The 13,324-nt window shown below is 37.0% G+C and carries 9 protein-coding genes; 4 read left to right on the forward strand and 5 right to left on the reverse strand.

Going from position 1 to position 13,324, the window contains the following annotated elements; translation table 11 throughout:
- The first annotated feature begins 45 nt into the window (after positions 1 to 45).
- On the forward strand, positions 46 to 1,551 hold the full coding sequence (gene hutH, locus LGQ90_RS02215; RefSeq protein ID WP_229337677.1) for a histidine ammonia-lyase: 1,506 nt from the start codon (positions 46 to 48) through the stop codon (positions 1,549 to 1,551).
- Here hutH and LGQ90_RS02220 read toward each other — a convergent pair.
- Complete coding sequence (locus LGQ90_RS02220; RefSeq protein WP_229337679.1) at positions 1,548 to 1,922, reverse strand: DUF7793 family protein; 375 nt, start codon at positions 1,920 to 1,922, stop codon at positions 1,548 to 1,550. The genes hutH and LGQ90_RS02220 overlap by 4 nt on opposite strands.
- 115 nt (positions 1,923 to 2,037) lie before the next feature.
- Positions 2,038 to 4,590: an ATP-dependent Clp protease ATP-binding subunit gene (locus tag LGQ90_RS02225; RefSeq protein WP_229338530.1), complete on the reverse strand. Its 2,553-nt coding sequence runs from the start codon at positions 4,588 to 4,590 to the stop codon at positions 2,038 to 2,040.
- 246 nt (positions 4,591 to 4,836) lie between these two features.
- Here LGQ90_RS02225 and gyrA point away from each other — a divergent pair, with 246 nt between their 5' ends.
- Both gyrA and LGQ90_RS02235 read left to right on the forward strand, forming a co-directional pair.
- Positions 4,837 to 7,368, forward strand: a complete 2,532-nt coding sequence (gyrA, locus tag LGQ90_RS02230; protein ID WP_229337681.1) for a DNA gyrase subunit A — start codon at positions 4,837 to 4,839, stop codon at positions 7,366 to 7,368.
- A gap of 18 nt (positions 7,369 to 7,386) precedes the next feature.
- On the forward strand, positions 7,387 to 8,619 hold the full coding sequence (locus LGQ90_RS02235; RefSeq protein ID WP_229337683.1) for a tetratricopeptide repeat protein: 1,233 nt from the start codon (positions 7,387 to 7,389) through the stop codon (positions 8,617 to 8,619).
- A gap of 65 nt (positions 8,620 to 8,684) precedes the next feature.
- Here LGQ90_RS02235 and LGQ90_RS02240 read toward each other — a convergent pair whose 3' ends face one another.
- The gene (locus LGQ90_RS02240; RefSeq protein ID WP_229337685.1) at positions 8,685 to 9,437 is read right to left on the reverse strand and encodes a C40 family peptidase; all 753 of its coding nucleotides are present in this window, start codon (positions 9,435 to 9,437) and stop codon (positions 8,685 to 8,687) included.
- Positions 9,438 to 9,457: 20 nt separating this feature from the next.
- Entirely contained in the window at positions 9,458 to 10,639 is a 1,182-nt protein-coding gene (locus tag LGQ90_RS02245; protein ID WP_229337687.1) for an acetyl-CoA C-acyltransferase, read from the reverse strand.
- 113 nt (positions 10,640 to 10,752) lie between these two features.
- Here LGQ90_RS02245 and LGQ90_RS02250 point away from each other — a divergent pair, with 113 nt between their 5' ends.
- Positions 10,753 to 12,798 (forward strand): HD family phosphohydrolase, encoded by a 2,046-nt coding sequence (locus tag LGQ90_RS02250; RefSeq protein WP_229337688.1) that lies wholly within the window; start codon positions 10,753 to 10,755, stop codon positions 12,796 to 12,798.
- Between the two features lie 2 nt (positions 12,799 to 12,800).
- Here LGQ90_RS02250 and LGQ90_RS02255 read toward each other — a convergent pair whose 3' ends face one another.
- Entirely contained in the window at positions 12,801 to 13,253 is a 453-nt protein-coding gene (locus LGQ90_RS02255; protein ID WP_229337690.1) for a transcription elongation factor, read from the reverse strand.
- Positions 13,254 to 13,324 lie beyond the last annotated feature (71 nt).

Consider the following 13,324-nt stretch of genomic DNA (forward strand, 5'->3'; position numbering starts at 1 on the left):
TTTTTGAAGTAGGATTTTTGCTCACTATAAACCTAATCGCAACTAATGCAAAGTCATCATTATATAAGTTCAGCCGTTTTGGATCTTGAAGTAATCCATAATATTCTAAAAAATCAAACAAAACTGGCTTTGAGTGATGAATCAAGGTTGAATATAGAAAAGTCGAGATCCTATCTAAACAATAAAATAAAAGCAAGCGATGTTCCTGTCTATGGTATAAACACTGGTTTTGGAGCACTTTGTAATGTAAAGATCACTTCAGAAAAGCTTACCGAATTACAGGAAAACCTGGTAAGGTCACATGCCTGTGGTACCGGAGATAAAGTTTCTAAGCCTGTAATAAGGCTAATGTTACTTCTGAAGATCCAGTCGCTTAGTTATGGAAATTCAGGAATAGCACTGGCGACAGTTGAAAGATTAATAGACCTTTATAATAATGATTTTTTACCTGTAATTTATGAACAGGGATCTTTGGGAGCCTCGGGAGATCTTGCTCCACTGGCTCATTTGGCATTGCCCTTAATTGGAGATGGGGAAGTATATGTTGAAGATACTATAATTTCTGGAGCAGAGCTTTTAGAAAAGATGAGTTGGAACCCGGTTAAGTTGCAAAGTAAGGAAGGTTTGGCCTTGCTTAACGGAACCCAGTTTATGAGTGCTCATGGGGTGCATGCATTATTAAAGGCTTATAAACTTTCATATATGGCAGATCTTATTGGGTCTATCTCGGTAGATGCATTCGACTGTAATCTTTCCCCATTTGATGAACTTGTACACCTGGTAAGGCCACATCGGGGTCAGGTGAAAACTGCCGAAAGGATCAGGCAATTTTTAGAGGGTAGTGAAATTGCTTCCTCTGAAAAAGAGAATGTCCAGGATCCTTATTCCTTCAGGTGTATCCCGCAAGTGCACGGAGCTACAAAAGATACTTTGTCTTTCGTTAGAAAAACGATGAAGACTGAAATTAATTCTGTTACCGATAATCCAAATATTTTTATTGAAGCAGATAAGATCATTTCCGGAGGGAATTTTCATGGGCAACCCTTAGCTTTAGGATTGGATTATCTTGCGATTGCACTTTCTGAGCTTGCTAATATTTCTGAAAGAAGAACTTATCAATTAGTATCAGGATTAAGAGGTCTGCCTAATTTTCTGGTGGAAAATCCTGGTTTAAATAGCGGATTTATGATTCCGCAATATACAGCGGCCAGTATCGTAAGTCAAAATAAGCAATTATCAGCTCCTGCTTCAGTAGATTCTATTGTTTCCTCTAACGGGCAGGAAGATCATGTTAGTATGGGAGCAAATAGTGCCACCAAATTGCTTAAAGTTGTTGAAAATCTTAATTCGGTATTAGCTATAGAACTGTTTAACGCATCTCAGGCGATCCATTTCAGAGAGCCTGCGAAAACTTCAGAAAAATTAGCTAAGGTGATACAGCTTTTTAGAAAAGATGTTCCGGTTCTTACCGAAGATAGAACCATGGCTCCCTACATTAAAAAAGCTAAGGATTTTGTAGATCGGTTTGAAGTGGAAGACTTTCTGGATTAAATTATGGTTTTAATCCAGGTGACGGCTTCTTCTAAAGTTTGAAACACTTCAAAGCAATTATTGTCTTTATAGAACTTTTTCTCAACTCCTTCAGCATTTTTACGGGTCATTTCATTTTCACTTACCACCGCAATAGCTTTTAAATTATTCACATTGGCAGATTCCATATAGACCATCGGATCTACTGCATAAGAATTTACCCGGTGAGAAATATAGCCGTAGTTTTTTTCCTTAAAGATCTCGGCACCGATTTCTAGAAGTTTTTTATTTGACTCCACGTCAAAAAGGACGCCTTCATTAAGTTTTGCGATTAAAATATTTTCGTGGATATATACATTTCCGAAGCTTAGTTGAATCTCTTGTGGTAGCATTATTTGTAGGGCTGTTTTGCGCTAATTTAGAATATTTAAACAATTGATAAAAGAATAATTTAAAAAAAGCCGCTTCGTTAAAAGCGGCTTTTTTAGAGACTTGTGGGTTAACCACTTAAGATTCAGTTTCTTTTATTGATTTTTGAATATCTATTGTCAGTTCATTTTTCTCTTCATCCAGGTCCATTTGAATTTTGTCCCCTTCTTTTAAGTTTGAAGTGATAATCTCTTCGGCCAGGGCATCCTCGATATATTTCTGAATTGCCCGATTTAAAGGACGAGCCCCATATTGTTTATCGAAGCCTTTTTCAGCAATAAAATCTTTGGCTTTGTCTGTCAATTTAAGATCATATCCAAGGCCGTGAATTCTATCAAATAGTTTTCCAAGCTCGATATCAATGATTTTATGAATATCTTCTCTTTCAAGACTATTGAAGATCACAACATCGTCTATACGGTTCAGGAATTCCGGAGCGAAAGCTTTTTTCAAGGCATTTTCAATAACACTTCTCGCATTGTCATCTACCTGAGATTTTTGAGAAGCTGTACCAAATCCAACTCCCTGTCCAAAATCTTTCAATTTTCTGGCCCCGATATTTGAGGTCATAATAATAATAGTATTCCTAAAGTCGATTTTTCTACCAAGACTATCTGTTAAATAGCCATCATCCAGCACCTGAAGTAACATATTGAATACGTCTGGGTGAGCTTTTTCTACCTCGTCAAGAAGCACCACCGCGTAAGGTTTTCTTCTTACTTTTTCAGTAAGCTGTCCGCCTTCTTCGTAGCCAACATATCCCGGAGGAGCACCAATTAAACGAGATACTGCGAATTTTTCCATGTATTCACTCATGTCTATACGAATAAGCGCATCGTCATTATCAAATAATTCACGTGCCAGAACTTTTGCCAACTGAGTTTTACCAACTCCTGTCTGACCAAGGAAGATAAATGAACCAATTGGTTTATTAGGGTCTTTTAAGCCGGCACGGTTTCGTTGAATGGCTTTAACGACCTTTCCAACCGCCTCATCCTGACCAATGACTTTTCCTTTAATTTTCTTAGGGAGTTCCACCAGTTTATTGCTTTCTGTCTGGGCAATTCTGTTAACAGGAATTCCTGTCATCATAGAAACCACATCGGCCACACTATCTTCTGAAACCGTTTCTTTGTGTTTCTTTGATTCCTCTTCCCATTTTTCCTGGGCTATGCTAAGTTCTTTTTCTAGATTTTTCTCATCATCCCTTAACTTGGCAGCTTCTTCATACTTCTGTTTCTTAACAACAGAATTTTTGCTTTCCCGTACTTCTTCCAGTTTTCTTTCTAATTCCAGGATCTGTTTTGGAACATCAATATTTATGATATGAACTCTGGATCCTGCTTCATCCAAAGCGTCTATTGCTTTGTCTGGAAGAAATCTGTCCGTCATATATCTATTAGTAAGATGTACACAGGCCTGAATTGCTTCATCTGTGTAAACTACATTGTGATGTTCTTCGTACTTATCTTTTATATTATTAAGAATTTCAATTGTTTCTTCAACCGTGGTAGGCTCAACAATTACTTTCTGAAATCTTCTTTCCAGGGCTCCATCTTTTTCAATATACTGTCTGTACTCATCAAGAGTAGTGGCTCCAATACATTGAATTTCACCTCTGGCCAGGGCAGGTTTGAACATATTACTGGCATCAAGACTACCTGTAGCGCCACCGGCACCTACGATCGTATGAATTTCATCTATAAAAAGGATGATGTCATCATTCTTTTCCAGCTCATTCATTACGGCCTTCATGCGCTCTTCAAACTGTCCGCGATACTTGGTTCCGGCAACAAGGCTGGCAAGATCTAGGGTTACCACTCTTTTATCAAAAAGAATCCTGGAAACCTTACGCTTTACAATTCGTAAAGCCAGTCCTTCAGCAATAGCAGATTTACCAACACCCGGTTCTCCAATGAGTAGCGGATTGTTCTTTTTTCTTCTGCTTAATATCTGGGAAACTCTTTCAATTTCTTTTTCTCGTCCAACTACAGGGTCTAATTTATCAGCTTCGGCTAAAGAAGTAAGGTCTCTTCCAAAGTTATCCAGCACCGGAGTTTTGGATTTTTTAGAAGGTTTACCTGTCGTTCCACCGCCACTGAATGGATTTTCCCTGGTTGCTTCATCACCATCGTCATCTGAAAATGATTCTGCAGACGGGCTATCTGTGAAATCGTCTTCGTCGCTTGCGATCATGTATTTAAACTGATCTTTTACACCGTCGTAATCTATTTTCAATTTATTCAGCAGTTTAGTTGTGGGATCGTTCTCGTTTCTTAAAATGCACAACAATAGGTGAGCGGTGTTTATAGAAGAACTCTGGAAAAGTTTGGCTTCCAGAAAAGTTGTTTTCAAAGCACGCTCAGCCTGTCTCGTTAAATGCAGGTTCTTTTTCTCGTTATTTATTGTAACGGTGTTGGGATTTGCCGGGCTTAGAATTTCAACCTTGCGTCTTAAATGATTAAGATCTATATCCAGTGCCGATAGTATTTCTATAGCTTTCCCATCACCATCTCTCAGTAAACCAAGCATAAGATGTTCAGTCCCGATAAAATCGTGGCCAAGTCTTAAGGCTTCCTCTTTACTGTAAGCAATAACATCTTTTACTCTTGGTGAAAAATTATCATCCATTTTATCTTCCTTTCTCAAAATTTATTTCACTCGAATTTGGTCAAAAACTGTACCTAATAGGGAGTTAGTAGCTAATTGACAAAATTACTTTCAATTATCAAAGGGTAAAATACTGAACTTATTAACTAAATCACAATAAAAATTTGTTAATAAAAAGAAGGCTATCTTAGGGTTCAATGCCCATTAAAATTGATAAAATATGTAAATTGCCCCTTAGATTTTTTGAGATAAATTAAATTTTAAAATATGGCTGAAGGAGAAAAGCTTATTCCTATCAACATTGAAGATGAAATGAAATCGGCCTACATTGATTATTCGATGTCGGTCATTGTGTCACGTGCCTTACCAGATGTGCGTGATGGATTAAAACCAGTACACAGAAGAGTATTGTACGGTATGTACGAGCTTGGAGTTCTTTCAAACAGAGCCTATAAAAAATCAGCAAGAATTGTAGGTGAGGTATTAGGTAAGTATCACCCTCACGGGGATTCATCTGTTTATGACACTATGGTTAGGATGGCACAGCACTGGAGCATGAGATACATGCTGGTTGATGGCCAGGGTAACTTTGGTTCTGTAGATGGGGATAGTCCTGCAGCAATGCGTTATACTGAAGCACGTATGCGTAAGATCAGTGAGGATATGCTTGCTGATATTGATAAAGAAACTGTAGATACCCAATTAAATTTTGATGACTCTTTAAGTGAGCCTGTGGTAATGCCTACCAGAGTTCCCAATCTTTTAGTAAATGGGGCGAGCGGTATTGCAGTAGGAATGGCTACCAATATGCCTCCTCATAATCTTTCTGAAGTCATCGACGGAACTATTGCTTATATAGATAACCACGATATAGAGATAGATGAGCTTATTCAGCATATCAAAGCGCCTGATTTTCCTACAGGCGGTATCATCTATGGTTATGATGGTGTAAAAGAAGCCTTTAAAACCGGTAGGGGACGAGTCGTGATGAGAGCGAAATCTCATATGGAAGAAATTGGCGGAAGAGAATATCTCGTGGTGACTGAAATTCCATATCAGGTAAATAAGGCTGATATGATCAAGAAAACAGCCGATCTTGTTAATGACCGTAAAATAGAAGGCATTAGTCTTATTAGAGATGAATCTGACCGTAATGGAATGCGGATCGTTTATCAAATCAAAAGAGATGCTATTCCTAATATTGTTTTAAATACACTCTTTAAGCATACAGCGCTTCAGTCTTCTTTTAGTGTAAATAATATTGCACTGGTAAAAGGAAGACCAGAAATGCTTAACCTAAAGGATATTATTCATCATTTTGTTGAGCACAGACACGATGTTGTAGTTCGTAGAACAGAATTTGAATTACGTAAGGCTAAAGAGCGTGCTCATATTCTTGAGGGTTTAATTATCGCTTCAGATAATATTGATGAAGTAATTGCCTTAATTAGATCTTCTTCTAACGCTGATGAGGCCAGAAATAAATTAATAGAGCGTTTTGAGCTTTCAGAAATCCAGGCGAAGGCAATCGTTGAAATGAGGTTGAGACAACTTACCGGACTGGAACAGGATAAGTTGCGAGCTGAATATGATGATATTTTAAAGACTATTGAAGATCTGGAAGATATTCTTGCCCGTAAGGAGCGTAGAATGGAAGTGATCAAAGAGGAGCTTTTTGAAGTTAAAGAAAAGTATGGTGACGAAAGACGTTCTCAGATAGAATATGCGGGAGGAGATCTTAGTATCGAGGATATGATCCCTGATGAAAAAGTTGTTATTACCATATCTCATGCAGGTTATATTAAAAGAACTTCCTTAACGGAATATAAAACACAAAATAGAGGTGGAGTAGGACAGAAAGGTTCAAATACCAGGAATGAAGATTTTCTGGAATATCTTTTTGTTGGAACTAATCACCAGTACATGCTATTCTTTACCCAGAATGGTAAATGTTACTGGATGAGGGTTTATGAAATTCCTGAAGGAAGCAAGGCTTCAAAAGGAAGGGCTATTCAGAATCTTATCAATATCGAGCCTGAAGATAAAGTGAATGCATTTATATGTACCCAGGATCTTAAAGATGAAGAGTATGTAAATGATCACTTTGTGATTATGGCTACTAAAAAAGGTCAGGTTAAGAAGACCAGATTGGAAAAATATTCTCGTCCGCGAACTAATGGGATTAATGCCATTACCATTAAAGAAGGAGATGAATTATTAGAAGCAAAATTGACTACAGGAAATAGCCAGGTAATGCTTGGTCTTAGAAGCGGAAAAGCCATTAGGTTTGAAGAGTCTAAAACCAGACCAATGGGTAGAAATGCCTCCGGAGTAAGAGGAATCACTTTGGCAGATGACAAAGATGAAGTAGTAGGAATGATTGCGGTAAATGATTTTGATTCTGATATTCTTGTCGTTTCTGAAAATGGCTATGGTAAAAGATCCAGTCTGGAAGATTATCGTATTACTAACCGTGGAGGTAAAGGGGTTAAAACGATCTCTGTAACTGAAAAAACAGGACAACTTGTCGCAATTAAGAATGTTTCAGATGCAGATGATCTTATGATCATCAACAAATCTGGCATTGTTATACGTATGGCTGTAGAAGATTTACGCGTAATGGGCCGTGCTACGCAGGGAGTTAGATTAATTAACCTTAAAGGCAATGATGCTATTGCTGCGGTTGCGAAAGTCTTGCATGACGAGGATGATGTTGAAAGTATGGAAGATGCTGAAAAGCCTGTAGGTAGTGAGGATTCGGCGAATGGCACAACTATTGTAGATGATAGTGAAGAATAAATAAAAACCAAAACAACAATGAAAACTAATATTTTGACAGCGGCAGCAGTGTCATTTCTAACCATGACTGCAGTTGCCCAAAAAGATGAAGTAAAAAACGCTGAAGATGCCCTTGATGATGGTAATTATACAGAGGCTAAAGCTCAGCTAAAAATTGCTGAACCAAATCTTGGCGAACTTAATGATAAGTGGCAGGAAAACTTTTATTTATATAAAGGTAAAGCTTATGCTGGAGGAAATCCAACAGCTGAAGATATGAAGACTGCAGCTATGGCATTTCAGAAAGCTGTAGAAATGGGAAATGATGAAGCAGCAGAAGGGCTAGCAGCTTTAAAAAATAATCTTATCCAAAGTGCAATTTCAGATCAAAATAAGGAAGATTTTGCATCAGCTGCAGATAAACTGTACACCAGTTACGAGCTAAGTAAAAAAGATACTATTTATTTGTATTATGCTGCCAATAACCTTGTTCAGGCACAAGACTACGATAAAGCGACAGAGTATCTTGAAATGCTGAACAAACTTGATTATGACGGTTCAGGAAAAGCTTATACCGCAGTTAATATTGAAACTGGAGAAAGAGAGAATTTAGGTTCACAACAACAGATGGATCTTATGATTAAGACGAATCAATATAAAGAACCTCAGGTTGAAAAAATTCCTTCTAAAAAAGGAGAAATAGCTGCTTTAATTGCCAGAATCTACATTAGCCAGAAAAATTACGAAAAGGCTATCGCTGCAATGGATAAGGCTAAAGCTACCAATCCTGATGATTTGGGACTTCTACAAGCTGAAGCTAATATGTATTATCAAATGGGTGAAAAGGATAAGGCCAGAGAAATTCTGGAAGAAGTAGCTTCTAAAGATCCTTCAGATCCAGAAACATTTAATAATATTGGTATTATGTATGCTGAAATAGATGATACTAAGAAAGCCGTAGAATATTATGAAAAGGCACTAGAAGTCGATTCAGAATTCAATGAAGCTCGTGTTAATCTTATTGCAGCTAAACTTGCTAAAGAGAGAGCGCTTATTGATGAGATGAATAATCTGGGAATGAGCAAGAAAGATAATGCTCGTTATGATGAACTCGACGCAGAAAGAAAAGAATTATATAAGGAGGTACTACCTTACCTTGAAAAAGCTATGGAAGTAGATCCAGATAATAAAGATATAGTTAAAACGGCTATGAATCTATACACTAATCTAGGTGAGCAAGAAAAGGCTGAGGAACTAAAGTCTAAGCTATAAAACTTTCACTATAATAGTAAAAAAAACCACCGAATTTCGGTGGTTTTTTTATTTAAAATCAATTACTAAATTATCTTCTTAATAACCCTAAGTTTATGGGTGTGCTTCTTTAATTCAGCATTAAATATCCCGGAGTGGTCTATACGATCTATTCTCACCTTTCCATCTACATGGATAATGTAATTATCCTTCATCATTAACCCCACGTGATTTATTACCCCCTCCTGATCATCAAAAAAAGCAAGATCACCTGGTTCGCTTTCTTCAATAAAACTTAAAGCCTCTCCTTGTTTAGATTGTTCGGCTGCATTTCTATGTATCTTATACCCATTCAATTTATAAACTGTTTGAGTAAAACCACTGCAGTCTATTCCGAATGGACTTCTACCCCCAAGAATGTGAGGAGAATTTAAGTAAAGCGCAGCGGTATTTATAAGGTTTTCTTTTGTTGAAATGGAAGTTTTTGCTCTTTCACCTTCAAACCTATGGCCAAATCTTTCTGTGAAATTCAATACAGATCCCAAAGCAACTGGCATTAACAGACCATTTTCATCGGTAATATATTCAATAAGATCTGAAGATAGCTGAATATCATCCTCATCCAGAGAATAATATTCAGATTCTTCTATTTTTTTATACTGCTTTTTATCTATCCAGGCTTCAAAATCATCAAAAGCGTTTCGGATTCTGCTCCATTGAGCACGTTCTTCCAAAACTTTAAAATGTTCTCCATATAATAACTGAGAGGTCATTTCACTTTCGTGAGATGCAGCCGCCCTAAGCGGTACAATACTTAAATGGCAAATCCCGTATTGCATTAATTACTTATTGTTCAATATTAGGAATTGCGTTCAATTATCATTGCAGAAGCTCCACCACCGCCATTACAAATAGCAGCTGCCCCTATCTTAGCATTGTTTTGATCCAGTACATTTAAAAGGGTAATTAGAATTCTAACCCCACTACATCCAAGGGGATGACCTAAAGAAACGGCTCCGCCATTGACATTTGTATTGGAATCATTCAGGCCTAAAATTTTCATATTGGCAAGACCAACTACTGAAAATGCTTCATTAAATTCAAAGAAATCTACATCATTCAATTCAATTCCGGCTTTTGCGATTGCTTTTGGTAAAGCTTTAGAAGGCGCAGTAGTGAACCATTTAGGTTCTGTAGCAGCATCTGCAAAACTTTTTATAGTAGCCAGAGGTTTTAAACCTAATTCATCAGCTTTCTCCTTACTCATTAGAACTACAGCTCCGGCACCATCATTTATAGTAGATGCATTTGCCGCAGTTACCGTTCCTTCTTTAGAAAATGCAGGTCTAAGAGAAGAAATCTTATCCATTCTCACATTCTTAAACTCTTCATCCTCTTTTACTATTACAGGATCTCCCTTTCTCTGAGGTACTTCTACCGGTACAACTTCATTATCAAATTTTCCTTCTTTCCAGGCTTTTGCTGATCTTTCATATGATTGAACTGCAAATTTATCCTGATCTTCCCTGGAGAAATCATGCTCAGACGCGCAAAGGTCTGCACAAACTCCCATAGCATTATGGTCATATGCATCTACCAGTCCGTCTTTCTGCATTCCGTCTTCAAGGCTAGCCGGGCCAAATTTCTTTCCATTTCTCATATGTATATAATGCGGAATAAGACTCATATTTTCCATTCCTCCGGCAACAACAATAGAAGTGTCTCCTAACATTATTGATTGTGCTCCCTGCATTACGGCTTTCATACCGCTGGCACATACTTTATTTATAGTGGTACATGGAACTGTGTCTGGAATTCCTGCACCTAGAGAAGCCTGTCTTGCGGGAGCCTGACCAACACCAGCCTGAACAACATTACCCATCAAAACTTCTTCTACCAATTCTGGTTTAAGATTGATCTTTTCTAGTGCTCCTTTTATGGCAATAGATCCTAATTTCGTGGCTGGAATGCTTGATAAACTACCAAGAAAACTTCCTATGGGAGTTCTCGCAGCGCTTACTATTACTACTTCTTTATTCATGTTTTAAGTTTAATTAATTCAAGTGTTGCGAAGTTAGTGATTTTATAAGGAATTAAATAACCTAAGCTTATTCAGGCCTATTTTTACTACATTTGAGCATTACCTGAATGTCTATGAGCGATTTCATTAATAAGCTATATAAAAATCAGGCGCTTTTTTATAAAGTTTTCCTGTTTGTGCTTACCTCAGTATTGATCGTTTACCTGCTTCCAAAGGGCGGTAAATTTAAATACGATATCCCCAAGGGTAAGCCCTGGCAATATGAGAATCTCTACGCTCCCTTCGATTTTGCTATTCTGAAGACAGACGAGGAAGTAGCTGCTGAAAAGCAGGATATTACCAAATCGCATATTCCATATTATAATTTTGATACTGAAAAACCTGAAAATATAAAGGAGGATGCCCTGAATGAGGTTAAGAATGTTTTTGCTGATACTACCCTGAATGTATATGAAACTATCATTGATGATTTTGTGGAAAAAACCATTGATGATATTTATGAGTTCGGTTTATTACAGGAAAGTGAACGTTTAGATCCAGATCAGTTCGTTTATTTATTGAAAGGAAATGAAGCTTCTGAAGTTGCTTATAGAAGAATATTAAAACAAAATGAGATCAGGGGATTTTTGAGTGATGAAATCTCAAACGCCGGTTTTACTTCTTTTAAAACGGAGTTACTTGAAGTCTTTTTCAATTCTGTGGAACCAAACGTAACCTTCAATAATCAACTTACCCAGAAGGAATTAGAGAGCAAACTGAACAATATTTCATATACACGTGGGGTAATTGAGCAAGGGAGCAGGATAATTGCTAAAGGCGAAGTAGTTGAAGGTAATAAATACCATATTTTACGATCTCTAAAGGCCGAATATGAATCCCAGGTGTGGAGTAAGACCAATTACAACTGGATCATAGTCGGGTATAGCACTTTAGTAGCTCTAGCTTTATTGATGCTATTGCTGTTCATGAGAAAGTACCGAATGAGCATCTTTGAGAATAATGTGAAAGTAACCTTCATATTTTTCAATATCATTTTTATGGTGATGCTCACCACTCTGGCAGTAAACTTTAATATAGATTATGTCTATGTAGTGCCATTATGTATTCTCCCGCTAACCCTAAAAGCATTTTTTGATGCCCGTTTAGGACTTTTTACGCACGTTATCACAGTACTCCTTTTAGGATTTATTGTACCAAATAGTTATGAATATATGTTTCTGCAGATCATTGCCGGGATCGTGACCATTCTTACGGTAAGTGAACTGTATAAAAGAGCAAATTTATTCATTTCAGTAGGGCAGATCACTTTGGTATACATTATTGCATATTTTGCTTTTACCGTAATCCAGGAAGGTAATATCGATGATATGAAACCTGAAGTATTTCTTACTTTTTTACTGGGTGGTTTGGCGACTTTGTTCGTTCAGCCTTTGATCTATGTTTATGAAAAGATCTTCGGAATGGTAAGCGATATGTCATTACTGGAGCTGTCTGATACCAATTCAAAGCTTTTGAAAGAATTAGCTGAAAAAGCCCCGGGAACTTTTCATCATAGTTTAAATGTAGCAAACCTGGCCGAAGCTGCGGCAAATGAAATTAATGCGAATGCCATGCTGGCCAGGGTAGGAGCCCTGTATCATGATATTGGTAAAATGTATAATTCAACTTATTTTACCGAGAATCAGACTACTTCTGTTAATTCTCATGATGAACTATCTCCAAGGGAAAGTGCTCAAATTATTATTGAACATGTTATTAAAGGGATCGAGATCGCTAAAAAGAACAATCTGCCAGATAGGGTGATAGATTTTATTAGAACGCATCATGGTACCAGTACCGTTTATTATTTCTATATGAAAGAGAAGGAGGCGAATGAAAATACGTCTTCTGAAGACTTCAGATATCCGGGACCTATTCCTTTTAGCAAGGAAACGGCAATTTTAATGATGTGTGATAGTGTAGAGGCGGCCAGTAAAAGTCTTAAAGAACCAACCTCGGTGCTTATAGATAATTTTGTAGAGAAAATAATCGATAAACAAATGGAAGAGGGTCAATTTCTAAATTCTAATATTACCTTTAAAGAAATACAGATGGTAAAGAAAATTCTTAAGCGTAAGCTTAAGAATATCTACCATCTGCGTATTGAATATCCTGAGTAATTCTAGTGTACTTCAAGGATCTTGTGTTCCTTGTCGTTGAAAGCAAAGCTCTCTCCGGCTTTTTTACCTTTCATTTCCTGGTATATTGGAGCATCAGTTGAAATTGCATAGACGGTACTTCCTTCGTCCAAAGTAATTTTACCCAATGCTGCAGATATAAAATAATAATTTTCAGAAGTTTCTACCACACTTCCAAAATCGATTTGTTCTGTGTAATGCTTTCTATCTATCCTGGCGAGCTTCTCTTTCATTTTTCTTGAATTGTCAAGATATTCAGCATACTTCTCAAAGTCTCCTAATAATTGCCCCTTACTATCATCCTCATCATAATCTGTATGAGCATCATTATTTTCCATGGATTCCTTGATCTGGTCCATTTCATTCTGATACTTATCTATCTGCTTATTTACCGTATCCAGACATTTATAATATAATTCCTCTTTATTCGCTACCATTTTTTTAATATTTCCGATTGAAATTTAAAATTAATCAAGCTTTTACTGCTTACCGAAGATTTAGGAAATAT

Source organism: Christiangramia sediminis, assembly GCF_020552705.1.
Lineage (GTDB): Bacteria > Bacteroidota > Bacteroidia > Flavobacteriales > Flavobacteriaceae > Christiangramia > Christiangramia sediminis.

Bases quoted from the DNA above. Each gene is read 5' to 3' on its own strand.
- LGQ90_RS02245 (WP_229337687.1), bottom strand. From the start codon at position 10,639: ATGAATAAAGAAGTAGTAATAGTAAGCGCTGCGAGAACTCCCATAGGA.
- LGQ90_RS02240 (WP_229337685.1), bottom strand. From the start codon at position 9,437: ATGCAATACGGGATTTGCCATTTAAGTATTGTACCGCTTAGGGCGGCT.
- hutH (WP_229337677.1), top strand. From the start codon at position 46: ATGCAAAGTCATCATTATATAAGTTCAGCCGTTTTGGATCTTGAAGTA.
- gyrA (WP_229337681.1), top strand. From the start codon at position 4,837: ATGGCTGAAGGAGAAAAGCTTATTCCTATCAACATTGAAGATGAAATG.
- LGQ90_RS02255 (WP_229337690.1), bottom strand. From the start codon at position 13,253: ATGGTAGCGAATAAAGAGGAATTATATTATAAATGTCTGGATACGGTA.
- LGQ90_RS02250 (WP_229337688.1), top strand. From the start codon at position 10,753: ATGAGCGATTTCATTAATAAGCTATATAAAAATCAGGCGCTTTTTTAT.
- LGQ90_RS02225 (WP_229338530.1), bottom strand. From the start codon at position 4,590: ATGGATGATAATTTTTCACCAAGAGTAAAAGATGTTATTGCTTACAGT.
- LGQ90_RS02235 (WP_229337683.1), top strand. From the start codon at position 7,387: ATGAAAACTAATATTTTGACAGCGGCAGCAGTGTCATTTCTAACCATG.
- LGQ90_RS02220 (WP_229337679.1), bottom strand. From the start codon at position 1,922: ATGCTACCACAAGAGATTCAACTAAGCTTCGGAAATGTATATATCCAC.